General features: G+C 35.4%; 8 protein-coding genes. 6 read left to right on the forward strand and 2 right to left on the reverse strand.

Annotated features, from left to right (window positions below; translation table 11 throughout):
• Positions 1 to 61 precede the first annotated feature (61 nt).
• A complete protein-coding gene (locus tag ACFO3N_RS05495) occupies positions 62 to 5,749 on the forward strand; it encodes an alpha-2-macroglobulin family protein (RefSeq protein WP_379795897.1) in 5,688 nt (1,895 codons plus the stop codon).
• A gap of 212 nt (positions 5,750 to 5,961) precedes the next feature.
• On the forward strand, positions 5,962 to 8,337 hold the full coding sequence (pbpC, locus tag ACFO3N_RS05500; RefSeq protein WP_379795899.1) for a penicillin-binding protein 1C: 2,376 nt from the start codon (positions 5,962 to 5,964) through the stop codon (positions 8,335 to 8,337).
• A gap of 336 nt (positions 8,338 to 8,673) precedes the next feature.
• Here pbpC and ACFO3N_RS05505 read toward each other — a convergent pair whose 3' ends face one another.
• Together ACFO3N_RS05505 and ACFO3N_RS05510 are read right to left on the reverse strand one after the other, a co-directional pair.
• Positions 8,674 to 10,218: an Rne/Rng family ribonuclease gene (locus ACFO3N_RS05505; RefSeq protein ID WP_248729267.1), complete on the reverse strand. Its 1,545-nt coding sequence runs from the start codon at positions 10,216 to 10,218 to the stop codon at positions 8,674 to 8,676.
• Between the two features lie 381 nt (positions 10,219 to 10,599).
• The gene (locus tag ACFO3N_RS05510) at positions 10,600 to 10,890 is read right to left on the reverse strand and encodes an HU family DNA-binding protein (protein ID WP_007805026.1); all 291 of its coding nucleotides are present in this window, start codon (positions 10,888 to 10,890) and stop codon (positions 10,600 to 10,602) included.
• Positions 10,891 to 11,030: 140 nt separating this feature from the next.
• Between ACFO3N_RS05510 and mutY the strand changes: the two genes are divergently transcribed.
• From mutY to gldD, 4 genes are read left to right on the forward strand one after another with little or no spacing between them, the layout of a single operon-like run.
• On the forward strand, positions 11,031 to 12,077 hold the full coding sequence (mutY, locus tag ACFO3N_RS05515) for an A/G-specific adenine glycosylase (RefSeq protein ID WP_379795901.1): 1,047 nt from the start codon (positions 11,031 to 11,033) through the stop codon (positions 12,075 to 12,077).
• A gap of 35 nt (positions 12,078 to 12,112) precedes the next feature.
• Entirely contained in the window at positions 12,113 to 12,550 is a 438-nt protein-coding gene (locus ACFO3N_RS05520; protein WP_095928033.1) for a single-stranded DNA-binding protein, read from the forward strand.
• 26 nt (positions 12,551 to 12,576) lie between these two features.
• Complete coding sequence (locus ACFO3N_RS05525; protein ID WP_379795903.1) at positions 12,577 to 13,881, forward strand: gliding motility-associated protein GldE; 1,305 nt, start codon at positions 12,577 to 12,579, stop codon at positions 13,879 to 13,881.
• Positions 13,874 to 14,434, forward strand: a complete 561-nt coding sequence (gene gldD / locus ACFO3N_RS05530; protein WP_320493377.1) for a gliding motility lipoprotein GldD — start codon at positions 13,874 to 13,876, stop codon at positions 14,432 to 14,434. The genes ACFO3N_RS05525 and gldD overlap by 8 nt, the downstream gene beginning before the upstream one ends.
• The last annotated feature ends 177 nt before the right edge of the window (positions 14,435 to 14,611 follow it).

A 14,611-nucleotide genomic window follows, 5' to 3' on the forward strand; every position in this document is an offset into this window, starting at 1 on the left:
AACTTTTGACGGTAAATTGTATTAAATTCTTAGTTTATTAACCAATTAACTCTAATTAAAGGTGAAAGTAAAAGGACTAATTCTCGTATCTTTTGTGTTTTTTATTTTTCAATCTTGCGGGCGCAAATCGGCAGCAGATTTCAATTCAGATTTTTCACTATTTAAAGATTACATTACCAGTTTTACGGGCGGAATCGTTTCTGCAGATTCTGACATTCGTGTGGTTTTGGCTTTCGATAAAAACGACTGGAAACCAAATCAGGAATTAGACGATGATTTGTTTGATATTTCGCCGAGTGTTCATGGAAAAGTCATAGCGCTTTCAACAAATACGTTGGCTTTTATTCCAGAGAAAAAACTCAAAATGGGAACAGAATATCAGGTTACTTTAAACTTAGATAAGCTGACTGCCATTCCGAAAGAGAAAGAAAAGGAACTGTCAAAATTCAACTTTACAGTTAAAACGGTTAAACAAGATTTTACCATCAATACAGGTGATATTCAATCATACAGCAAAGAATACCAATATTTAAACTGCGTTTTAAAAACTGCAGATAATATTGATCTTGAAACAGCTCAAAAGCTGGTTGAAGCGAAACATAAAGGGAATAATCTTAAAATTAAATTTGAGAAAGTAGCTGGTCCTGCTAAAGAATTTCGTTTTATAATTGACAGTATTCAACGCCAGTCAGAAGCTTCAAACTTAGAGATTATTTATGACGGAAATGATTTTGACATAGATCAAAAAGGGCAAATCGATTTCCCGATTACGAGCATCAACGAATTTAAAGTTATAAAAGTTGAAATTCCAGACGGGAACAATCAGCAGGTTTTAATTAATTTCTCGGAGCCTTTAGAAAAAGGTCAGGATTTTGCAGGATTGGTTTCAATTCAAAACACCAATAATCTGAAATTTTCTACCCAAGGAAATTTACTTAAAGTATATTTTACAAACCAAAATGCTTCTAAAAAACAAGAGCCTGTAGCAGTAGCTGTGCAGGAGCCAGTTGCAATAGCAGTAGATTCGGCTGCGGTAGTGGTTGATTCAGCTGCAGTAGCAGTAGATTCAGCAGCCGCAGTTGTAGAAGATGCCGTTGAATATGTGCCAGACGAAGAACCAGAACAAGTTGTTACGGGGGAACTATTATTGGAAGTTTTTCAGGGAATCGAGAGTCAATATGGTAAAAAACTGGAAAACAATTACAGCGAGAAAATTTCTTTTGATCAGATAAAACCAAACATTCGTTTCATTAAAAACGGAACAATTCTGCCAAGTTCAAACAATTTAAAATTGAATTTCGAAGCCGTAAATCTAAGCGCTGTAGATGTAAAAGTGTATAAGATTTATAAAAATAACATTCTGCAATTCCTTCAATACAATGAATTAAATGGCGGGCAAAATCTTAAAAAAGTCGCACAGCCAATTGCCAAAACCACTTTAAATTTAAAAGAAAGTACGCTCGTAAATCTGGCGAAATGGAATACGTATGCCTTAGATTTATCTAAAATCATTAAACCAGAACCGGGAGCGATTTATAGAGTTGAATTTGTGTATAAAAAGAAATACTCGCTTTACAAATGTGAAACATCAGAAGGTAATGACGATGAAACCGAGGAAGAAGAAGTTGATGAAAACGACGTAAACTACAGCGGAAACTCTTACGACGATTATTACTATTATGATGATTATGATTGGAGAGAAAGCCAGGATCCTTGTACAGGTTCTTACTATTATAATGCCAGAATTGCAACCAATATTTTAGCTTCAGATTTGGGAGTTATTGCCAAAAGAGGAGAAAATAAATCATACATATTTGCGGTAAATAATATCGTTACGACCGAACCTGTTTCAAATGCAAGAGTGGATTTGTATAATTTCCAACAGCAAAAGATAGCAACAGAGGCAACAAGCAGCGAAGGTATTGCATCTTTCCAATTGGATAAATTCGCCTATTTTGCCATTGTTACTTTAGGCGATCAGTCGACTTATGTGAAGTTAGACGATGGACTTTCATTGTCTGTTAGTAATTTTGATGTTGCAGGTGAAACTTTACAAAAAGGACTGAAAGGATTTATTTATGGAGAAAGAGGAGTTTGGCGTCCGGGAGATAATTTGTATCTGTCATTTATTTTGAATGATGCTGCGAATAAACTTCCGAAATCGCATCCAATTAAATTCAGATTAAACGACCCGAATGGTAAAACGGTTTATCAGACTGTTCAAAAAACAAACGATTTAAATCATTACGCCTTTATAGTGCCAACAAACCAAGATGCGCCAACAGGAAACTGGGAAGCAATGGTTAGCGTTGGTGGCGCTAAATTCTATAAGAGTATTAAGATTGAAACCATCAAGCCGAATCGTTTAAAAATCAAAAATGCTTTTAGCAGAAAAACACTTTCGGCTTCGTATCCAAACACAGACAATCTTGAAGTAACATGGCTTCACGGTGCAATTGCTAAGAATTTGAATGTAGAAATGCAGGCGAAATTCTCTCAACAGGCAACCACTTTTAAAGGTTATGAAAAATATACTTTTGATGATTTGGCACGCCAATTCAGTACAGAAGAAATCAATATTTTCTCTGGAAAATTAAACGAAAGCGGAAAAGCATCTGTAAATATTCAGCCTAGATTGCAAGGTCAGGCACCGGGAATGCTTCGTGCTTCATTCATTACAAAAGTGTATGAAGAAGGAGGAGATTTTAGTACAGATGTAATGTCAACGACCTATTCTCCGTACAAAACTTACGTTGGAGTTAAAACACCTGAACTGAACAAGTACAGCATGCTTGAAACGAGAACAAACAATCGTTTTGATGTGGTAACAGTTGACGAAAACGGAAGACCAAAATCGGTTCGTAATCTCGAAGTACGAGTTTATAAAGTAGACTGGAGATGGTGGTGGGATTCATCAAGCGATAATTTATCAAATTATAATTCTTCAAATGCAACAACTTCATACAAAACCTTTGTCATCAATACTGATTCAAGCGGAAAAGGAAGTTTCCAATTTGCCTTGACAGATGAAGAATGGGGACGTTATTTGATTCGTGTTGCCGATCAGCAAGATGGTCATGCAACATCTTTAACCGTAAATATCGATTGGCCAATCTGGTCTGGAAAAACACGAAACAGAGATGCTTCAACAGCCAATATGTTAGTTTTTTCTACCGATAAAAAGAATTATGCAGTTGGAGAAAAAGCACAGATTTCTTTCCCTTCAAGTGAAGGCGGACGCGCTTTAATTTCAATAGAAAACGGATCAAGAGTGGTGCAGACTATTTGGGCCGAAACTAAAAATGGAGAAACAAAAGTTGAAGTTCCTATTACAGGAGCTATGGCGCCAAATGTATATTTCAATATCACGTTATTACAGCCTCATGCTTCAACCAAAAACGATTCGCCAATTCGTATGTACGGAATTGTGCCAATCGAAGTCGTAGATAAAAACACCATTTTGGCACCAACTCTTACTATGCCAGATGTATTAAGACCAGAACAGCCTTTTACGGTTAAAGTAGGAGAGAAATCAGGTAAAGAAATGACCTATACAATCGCAGTTGTAGATGAAGGTCTTTTGGATTTAACTCGTTTTAAAACACCAAATGCGTGGGATAGTTTCTATGTGCGTGAAGCACTTGGAGTAAAAACATGGGATATTTACGATGATGTAATTGGCGCTTATGGCGGAAAAATAAACCAGATTTTCAGTATTGGTGGTGACCAGGATTTAGGTGGTGGAAAAGCTAAAAAAGCCAACCGTTTTAAACCTGTAGTGTTATATTATGGACCATTTAAATTAGGAAAAGGAGAAACGAAATCGCATGATTTAAAGCTTCCAAAATATATTGGTTCTGTTCGAACAATGGTAGTGGCAGGTGACGCAAATACAAGCGCTTACGGAAGTGTGGAAAAAGCAACACAAGTTAAGAGTCCGTTGATGGTATTGGCTTCGTTGCCTAGAAAAATTTCGCCGTCAGAAAAAGTAACATTACCAGTAACGGTTTTTGCAACTGAAAATAAAATCAAAAATGTTTCAATTCAGGTAAAAACAAGCAACGGATTGAAAGTAATGGGAAGCGCAGTTCAAAAATTAAGTTTTGCACAGCCAGATGAAAAAATGGCCTATTTTAATTTGGTAGTCGGTTCTGCAACTGGAATTGCAAAAGTTCAGGTAATTGCGACATCTGGAACCGAGAAATCAACTTATGATGTTGAAATCGATATGACGAATCCAAATCCGGTTACGAGTACTTTTACAGATGTTGTTTTAACGCCAAATAGCACAAAGACAATTTCATGGAACACTTTCGGAATTGCCGGAAGTAATAAAGCCAGATTAGAAGTTTCGTCTATGCCATCAATGAATTTGAATGGAAGATTGCAATTCTTGATTCAGTATCCGCATGGATGTGTAGAACAGACGACTTCATCTGTTTTCCCGCAATTGTATTTGGGCGATGTGGCCGATATAGATGCAAAACGTAAAGATTTGATTCAGAAAAACATTGCAGCAGGAATTGCCAGGTTGGGTAATTTCCAATTATCAAATGGCGGAATGCCGTACTGGCAAGGAAATGCAATTGCAGACGATTGGGGGACTTCGTATGCTGGACATTTCTTGATCGAAGCAGAGAAAAAAGGATATGTACTGCCAATTAATTTCAAATCTAAATGGCTTTCCTATCAGCAGAAAGAAGCGAAACAATGGCGTTTTGAACCTAAATACGGAAATGATTTAGCTCAGGCATATCGTTTATACACTTTAGCATTAGCAGGAAATGCCGATTTGTCGTCTATGAACAGATTGAGAGAAACCAAAGGTATTTCGAATGAAAGTATGCTTCGTTTGGCAGCCGCTTATGTTTTAGCAGGTCAGAAATCGGCTGGCCAAAGTTTGTTCCTAAAAACGAGTATTGATGGAAATTCAGATGGCTACAGCTATTACTATTATGGTTCAAGCGAAAGAAACCGAGCAATGGCTCTTGAAACGATGCTTCTTTTAGATCAAAAACAAAAAGCATTTGTTACAGCGACAAAATTAGCCAAAGAAATGTCGGCCAATCAATGGATGAGTACGCAGACAACGGCTTATTGTTTGTATGCAATGTCGAAATTTGCGGTGAGTAATGGTCCAAAAGGAATCAATATCCAATTTAGTAAAAATGGGAAAGGGGAGAGTATAAATACAGGTAAATCGGTTGCAGATCGCAGTTTGTCTGTTGCTTCGGGTTCAAACAGTATTACGCTGAAAAACAATAAAGCTAATACCGTTTATGTTCGCGTATTAAACACAGGAATTCTGCCAATCGGACAAGAAAATGCAGTTCAAAGCGATGTTACGGCTTCTATTGTTTTCAAAAACAGAAAAGGAAGTGTAATCAATGTTTCAAGAATTAATCAGGGAACTGAATTTGTGGCCGAGGTTACGATTAAAAACCAAAGAGGAGAAAGCGTTCAAAACGTAGCATTATCTCAAATTCTGCCTTCTGGATTCGAAATTGTAAATACTCGTTTTACCGATTATGGAGATGCTGTAAACAACATTGCAGATTATATTGATATTCGAGATGACAGAACTAATTTCTATTTCGGAATGAAAGCCAGAGAAACCAAAGTCTTTAGAATCCTGTTAAACGCATCGTATTTAGGAAACTATTATCTGCCAGGATTACAATGTGAAGCAATGTACGATAATACATTCTTAGCCAGAACAAAAGGATTCTGGGTTGAGGTTGTGAAATAAATTTTTTTAGCCACAGATTGCACAGATTATCACAGATTTAAAAATCTTTTTTAATCCTTTAATCTGTGGCAAAAACTTTGCGAACTTAACAAAAAAGTTTCTCGCAGATTTTGCAGATCAAGCAGATAATATAAGATTTCCTGAATCTGCGAGAAAAAAACTTTGCGAACTTTGCGTAAATCTTTGCGTCTTTGCGGTTAAAAAAATAAGCATTGAAAAATAAAATTAAAGCGTTTTTCCAACGCATCATAAACTGGATTAAAAAGAATAAAATAAAATCAGCAATTGCATTTGTGCTTTTGCTGATTTACTATTTTTCGATACCTAGAACTTTATTCAAAGAACCGTATTCAACAGTAATAGAAAGCAAAGAAGGAGAACTTCTTGGGGCTAAAATTGCGCGCGACGGACAATGGCGTTTTCCGGCGCAGGACAGTGTTCCGGATAAATTCAAAAAGTGTATCGTTTATTTTGAAGATGAATACTTCTATAAACATCCTGGTTTCAATCCCGGTGCGATGATAAATGCTTTTAAGCAAAATAGAAAAGCAGGTAAGGTTGTTCGAGGTGGAAGTACATTAACACAACAAGTTATTCGATTATCAAGAAAAGGAAAAAACAGAACCTATTTTGAAAAACTAATAGAAATTATTCTCGCTACAAGATTAGAATTAGGTTATTCTAAGAATGAAATTCTCGAAATGTACGCTGCACACGCGCCTTTTGGAGGAAATGTTGTGGGATTAGAAATGGCTTCGTGGCGTTATTTTGGTGTGCAGTCCAATCAATTATCATGGGCGGAAAATGCAGTTTTGGCTGTTTTGCCCAATGCGCCAAGTTTAATTTATCCCGGAAAAAATCAGATAAAATTACGCAACAAACGAAACCGACTTTTATTAAAACTGCATCAGGAGGGCATAATCGACAAACAGACGTACGAACTTTCAATAGAAGAACCATTGCCTCAAAAACCGTATGATCTGCCTCAAATTGCACCTCATTTATTACAGAGAGTGGCAAAAAATGAAGAAGGAACAAGAGTAAAAACTACAATTGATTATGCGTTGCAAAATCGTGTCAATCAAATTGCAAGATATTATTACAACCAGTACAAACAGAATGAGGTTCATAATCTGGCGATTTTGGTTATTGATGTTCAGAGTAGAAATGTAATGAGTTATGTTGGAAATTCTCCAGCAGATGCAGATCATCAAAAAGATGTTGATATTATCGATGCGCCAAGAAGTACAGGAAGTATCTTAAAACCACTTTTGTATGGAGCAATGTTGGATGATGGCGAATTGTTGCCGAATACTTTAGTAGCTGATATTCCAACGCAGATTTCTGGATATACACCTCAAAATTTCAATCTAACTTTTGACGGAGCTGTGCCTGCTCATCGTGCCTTGTCACGTTCGCTGAATATTCCTGCGGTTTTAATGCTTCAGGAATTTACTGTAAACAAGTTTTATGAAGAGCTTCAAAAATTTAAATTAAAGAACATAAATAAAACCCCCGATCATTACGGTTTGTCGCTTATTTTAGGTGGTGCCGAAAGTAATTTATGGGATTTATGTCGCACGTATGCAAATCTTTCGTCTACGGTTAATTATTACACTAAAAATAAGAGTAAGTATCGGACTAACGAATTTACCGAACTCAATTATAAAAATGATTTTAAGCCCGATTTTGGCTCAGAAACTGACCAGAAGAATATTTTGGGTGCGGGATCAATTTGGTTAACGTATAATGCGATGGAAGAGGTTAATAGGCCAGAAGGAGATGAAGCTTGGAAATTTTATGACAGTTCGCTTAAAATTGCATGGAAAACGGGAACTAGTTTCGGGAATCGTGATGCGTGGGCTATTGGAACCAATTCAAGATATGTAGTTGGAATATGGGTAGGAAATGCAACAGGAGAAGGAAGGCCAACGTTAACTGGAGTTACCAGCGCTGCGCCAATTTTATTTGATGTTTTTAATTTATTGCCAAGACAACGGTGGTTTGATACGCCGTATAATGATTTAGCCGAAGTTGAGGTTTGCCGTTTAAGCGGTTATTTGGCAAAAGACAACTGCCCCAAAATCAAACAATGGGTTACTAAAAAAGGTAAATCGACTAAAGTTTGTCCGTATCACAGAGCAATTCATTTAGATAAAACAGAGCAATTTCAAGCTAATAGCAGCTGTGAGAGTATCGATAATATTGTGACTAAAAACTGGTTTGTACTGCCTCCTGTTATGGCTTGGTATTATAAAAGCCAGCATATTGAATATTTGCCGTTACCACCATTCAAAGAAGGATGCGAAGGAACGCAAACGACTACAATGGATTTTATCTATCCAAAAGCAAACAGTAAAATCTATTTAACGAAAGATTTTAACAGCAACGTACAGCCCGTAATTTTGAAAGTGGCATATTCTGAAAGAGATAAGGAATTATTCTGGTATGTTGATGATGTTTATAAAGCTACAACCAAAACCTTTCATGAATTGCCTATTACGCCTACAACAGGAACGCATTACATTACGGTTGTAGATGCTTCTGGGAATGAAATTAGACGAAGAATTGAAATTGTTAGAGAATAAAAATTAAGAGAAAATTCCAATTTTGAAATTACTTTTCGCTCGGGTCTAAATTCCTAAAAAACTTCTTTCTAAAGATAAAGCATGTCAGGCTGAGTGAAGTCGAAGCCCACGTGCCAATTGGAGCGCCCGTCGACTTCGCTCAGGGTGACAATCGTGCTTAAAACGACTTTTTATTATATAATGATCTTATGAAAATGATTGCCTAGCCCAGATAGGAGCGGTATCCTTTTTCTGGCTTCTTTAGCCAGGAAAAGATACAAGCGGATAGCTGGAAAATTGCTTCTAAATAAAAAAAGCCACAAAAAAACCGCCAATCTCCCGAAAGGCGGTTTTGTTTTATTCTGAAATAACATTTCCTTTTTTATCGTAGAAATGGTATTCTAAGTACGTGTAAGCGTCACGAGGTATGATTTTCACCCATTTCTTATGTTCAAAAAACCATTTTGAACGTAATGATGGAAAACCTTTACTGAGGTATGCAGCCACAAACGGGTGTGTGTTTAGTACAACCTTGTTGTGGGTTTTTAAAAGTCTTTCTAAATCAGCGGTGATCTTATCAATGATTAAAATTGGAGCTTCAATTTCACCATTATGTTTGTTAGGATCTTCCTCTCTGGTTTTGATATTCACTTCTGGTCTTACGCGCTGTCTTGTAATTTGGACCAAACCAAACTTACTCGGCGGTAATATTTTATGTTTTGCTTTATCGTCGCTCATTTCTTCTCGCAAGAAGTCGAACAAAACTTTCCTGTTTTCTGGATTAGACATATCGATAAAATCAACTACGATTATTCCGCCCATATCACGCAAACGAAGTTGTCGTGCGATTTCTGCTGCGGCAATCATATTCACTTCCATGGCTGTGTCTTCTTGGTTGGTCGCTTTATTAGAACGGTTTCCGCTGTTTACGTCTATAACGTGTAACGCTTCAGTGTGTTCTATAATAAGATACGCACCTTTGCTCATGGAAACAGTTCGTCCAAAAGAAGTTTTGATTTGTCTCTCTATATTGTATTTCTCAAAAATGGGAGTGTCATTTGATTGATAAAACTTAACAATCGATTGTTTTGAAGGCGCAATTTCTTGCAAATATTCCTTCGTTTGATGGTACAACTCTTCATCATCTATTTGAATACCACTGAAGGTATCATTAAATACATCTCTTAATATCGAAGAAGCTCTATTAAGCTCTCCTAATACTTTTGATGGATGATGAGCAGTTGGTAATTTTTTACACATTGCAGACCATCTGCCAAGCAGGTTCTGCAAATCTTTTTCTAATTCGGCTACGTTTTTGCCTTCGGCTACTGTACGAACAATAACACCAAATCCTTTAGGTTTGATCGATAGAACAAGTTTTTTTAGACGATCCTTTTCTTTTTTGTCCTCTATTTTTTGAGAAATAGAAACACGGTCAGAGAAAGGAACTAGAACAATAAATCTTCCGGCAAGAGAAAGCTCAGCACTTATTCTTGGGCCTTTGGTTGATATAGGTTCTTTAACTACTTGAACTAAGACAGATTGATTGGCACTTAAAATATCAGTAATGATGCCATCTTTGTCAATCTCTTTTTCAAACTGAAAGGTTTTTAGGGAGAAATCTTTTAATTTACCTGCGCTTACAAGTTTTATGAATTTCAGCTGAGAAGCTAGATTTGGACCCAAATCGTGATAATGTAAAAAGGCATCTTTTTCGAAGCCTACATTTACAAAAGCGGCGTTAAGTCCAGCAACTGGTTTTCTGATTTTGGCAATAAAAATATCACCAACCTGAAAGTTGCTTTTTTCTTCTTCTTTGTGTAATTCAATTAGTTTTCCATCTTTTAATAAGGCAAAATCTACTGCTTCAGAACTAGATCTAATGATTAATTCTTTATTCACACTGTAAATTTTTATCTGTTTTTTCAGAAAATAGAAAAAGAGAGAAGAGTATAGATTAATAAAAATCTAAAATCTTAAATCTTAAATCTAAAATCTTATCTACAGATGGATTAAACAATATTTTAACAGGTATTGAACCCGGGGAAAATCAGCTTGCAGTTTGTAGTTCTAAGTAATCAGTAGACTGAAGACTAAAAACTGATGACTGAATACTAATTTTCAATTTCAATGAACGTTTAAAAAGAAAAAAGTAGTTTAAAACTACTTTTTCTTTTTGTGGCGGTTAGCTCTCGCTCTTTTTTTACGTTTGTGAGTAGCTACCTTATGTCTCTTTCTTTTTTTACCACTTGGCATATTGTGTCAGATTTATGTTAATTAATATTATTTTGCTTCGTTGTTGGTTTTAACTCCTTCTACAAAAACTTTTGCAGGTTTGAAAGCAGGAATGTTGTGTGCTGGAATTTTAATAGTAGTGTTTTTAGAAATGTTTCTTCCAGTTTTTTCAGCTCTAGTTTTAACGATAAAACTACCAAAACCTCTAAGGTATACATTGTCTCCAGTCTCTAAAGAAGTTTTAACTTCTTCCATAAAAGTTTCTACTGTTGCTTGAACGTCTCCTTTTTCAAGACCTAGCTTCTCTGAAATCTTCGCTACGATATCTGCTTTCGTCATTTTCTTTCCTATTTTATTTTATAAATGGTGTACTATTTTTTTGAGTTTGCAAATATAGGAATTAAAAAAATAATTAATCAAGCTAATTCGTTAAATTTTAATTACATAAACATTTACTTTTGTAATCTAAGTATTTTGTAATGGATTTTCATAACATATTGATAAAATGGTATTTACAGCACCAGCGTGATTTACCGTGGCGAAAAACGGTCGATCCGTACCAGATTTGGCTCTCAGAAATCATGCTTCAGCAGACGCGAGTTGCGCAAGGAATGCCTTATTTTTTTTTATTTACTCAGGAATTTCCTACCGTAAAACATTTAGCAGATGCTTCAGAAGAGAAAGTTTTGAAACTTTGGCAAGGTCTGGGGTATTATTCTCGAGCTCGTAATCTTCATAAAACGGCTCAATATATATCTAATGATTTAAATGGAGTTTTTCCTGATTCTTATAAAGAGCTTTTAAAACTTAAAGGTGTTGGCGAATATACAGCCGCTGCAATCGCTTCTTTTTCTTATAATGAAGCGGTTCCCGTTGTAGATGGAAATGTATTTAGGGTATTGGCTCGTTATTTTGACATTGAATCTGATATTGCGCTTCCAGCAACCAAAAAAGAGTTTGCTGCTTTGGCACAGCAATTAATGCCTAAAGATAATCCAGCGATATTTAATCAGGCCATAATGGAGTTTGGTGCGCTGCAATGTGTCCCTAAAAGTCCTAATTGTGCGATTTGTGTTTTTAACGAAAGCTGTGCTGCTTTGCAAAAAGGAAAAGTAAATATGCTTCCTGTTAAGTCAAAAAAGATTAAAGTAACCAATCGTTACTTTAATTATTTGATTGTAGAAGATGCTTTAGGAAATACATTAATTCAAAAAAGAACTGCAAAAGGAATTTGGCATAATTTATATGAGTTTCCGTTATTGGAAACGCAATCAATTGTTGATTTTGAAGAGATTTCTCAAACAGTAAAAAATGAAATTTTTACAAAGTATACTATTATAAGTATAGAAGATTGCAGCGAATCGACCCTTATACACAAGCTTTCGCACCAACATTTACATATTCAATTTTGGAAAATTAAAGTGAAAGAGGAAGTTGAAAACGGAGTAGATGCTCAAAAATTGAAAACTTTTCCTTTTCCTATTGTGTTGTATAATTTTATAGAAAAGCAAGAAATAAATTGCTAAAAAAATGTATCTTTGGGAGAAATACCACCAAAACTATGAACGGAACATTAAATAAAGTGATGCTTATTGGCCATTTAGGCGATGATGTAAAGATGCATTATTTTGATGGAGGAAACTGCATCGGACGTTTTCAGCTGGCTACCAATGAGGTATATATCAATAAAACGACTAATGAAAAAATAACCTCTACAGAATGGCATAATTTGGTTGTGCGTAATAAAGCCGCAGAGATTTGCGAAAAATATCTTTCTAAAGGAGACAAAATTTATGTCGAAGGAAGAATAAAATCTCGCCAGTGGCAAACAGAGGATGGAACGACAAAATATACGACCGAAATTCAGGTAACGGAGTTTACTTTCCTGACAACTAAAAAAGAAACTGCGTATACTAAACAAAACCAGGATACAGAGTCGGCAAAAAACACTAACTTTGATGCTCCTGAAGGGCTTCCAATTAACGATCTGCCCTTCTAAGTGATGTTTAACTAATTTTATGCAATTTGGACCCGGAGCCCAGTTTACTTTTTTCTACAAATCTTGACGCCAATTTAATTATTGGTTTCGTCGGAATTTTTATTTTATTATTTCTTTCAGCAATAGTTTCTGGTGCCGAAGTAGCTCTTTTTTCTTTATCGCAGCAAGACATCGATGATTCTTTAAATGATAGTCCGGCAAAAGGTAAAATTATTTCGAATCTATTAGAAAAGCCCAAAAAGCTTTTGGCAACTTTATTGGTCGCGAATAACTTTTTTAATATTGGTGTAGTAATCCTGTTTGCTTATATAGGGCAAAATATTTTTGCCAATATAAGTTCGCCAGCCTTTAAATTTACTCTAGAGGTAATTTTAGTTACTTTTTTAATTTTATTATTTGGCGAAGTTCTTCCTAAAGTTTACGCAAGCAGAAATAGTATTCGTTTTGCTAAGCGAGTTGCGTATCCGCTGGCATTTTTAGACAAAGTGCTTTCTCCAATTAGCTTGCCAATGCGTGCCGTTACTATATATTTTCAAAATAAATTAGGAAAGCAAAAAAGTAATTTTTCTGTCAATCAACTTTCTCAGGCATTGGAACTTACAGATTCGGAAGGAACATCTACAGAAGAACAGAAAATTCTGGAAGGAATTGTTTCTTTTGGAAATACAGATACAAAACAGGTAATGAGCCCGAGAATTGATATTTTTGCATTGGAAATATCAGAAACATTTGCGGAGATTTATCCTAAAATAATAGAAACAGGTTTTTCGAGAATTCCAGTTTATCGAGATAATATTGATCAGATTGAAGGCGTGCTTTTCGTAAAAGATTTATTGCCTCATATTGATAAAGAAGAATTTGATTGGACTTCTTTGATCAGAGAAGCGTTCTTTGTTCCTGAGAATAAAAAATTGGATAATCTATTGAAGGATTTTCAAAGCTTAAAAAGCCACTTAGCAATCGTAGTTGATGAATATGGCGGAACTTCTGGATTGGTTTCTTTAGAAGACGTTATTGAAGAAATTGTTGGAGATATTAGTGATGAGTTTGATGATGAAAATCTGAATTTCTCACAAATAGATGAAAATAATTTTCTTTTTGAAGGAAAAATAAACCTGAAAGATTTCTACCGAATTGTAGATATCGACGAAGATGCTTTTGAATCTCACAAAGGGGAAGCCGAAACATTGGCGGGATTCATTCTGGAGATTTTGGGTAATTTCCCGAAAAAAGATCAAAAAGTGCCTTTTGAAAACTGTATTTTCACCGTAGAAACAGTTGATAAAAAGCGTGTAAAACAAATAAAAGTAACAATAAATAAAAATGTTTAATAAAATACTTTCAATAACAGCAATTTTGCTTGCTTTAACGGTTATAAGCTGTAAAAATGATGTTTTGCCAAAGCCAGCAAGTTACCTGCGACTAGATTATCCGGAAGCAAAATATGTGAATTTTGAAAACAATTGTCCGTTTGCTTTCGAAATGAATGAAGATGCAATCATCAAAGGAGAGAAAGAATGCGGATTTGCAATTACCTATCCAAAGATGAAAGCAACCATTTATTTGACATATAAGCCAGTAAATGGAAATATTGATAAGTTATTGCGTGATGCACAAAAACTGACTTACGAGCACGTCATTAAGGCCGATGATATTTTAGAACAGCCGTATTTAAATCCGCAGAAAAAGGTCTACGGAATGTTTTATCAAGTGGATGGAAACGCAGCGACAAACTCTCAGTTTTACGTTACAGACAGTACAAAACACTTTTTAATAGGTTCTGTGTATTTTTATGCAAAACCAAATTTTGATTCGATTATGCCTGCCGCGAGTTACGTTAAAAACGATATGCAACGTTTGATGGAAACATTGAAATGGAAATAAAAAAAGGATCCGATTTGGATCCTTTTTTTTACGTTTACCAAAAGATTGTTTTTTATTAGTTATATCTATAACTATATGTAATATTCCGTAGGAATATCTCGTCGGTAGAAAAAAGATAATGTTGTGCTGCATCGTGTCCTGTAGGGACACCTGATTTTTAGAAAAATCGAATGTGTT

The organism is Flavobacterium chungangensis, assembly GCF_042654045.1.
Taxonomy (GTDB): Bacteria; Bacteroidota; Bacteroidia; order Flavobacteriales; family Flavobacteriaceae; genus Flavobacterium; species Flavobacterium chungangensis.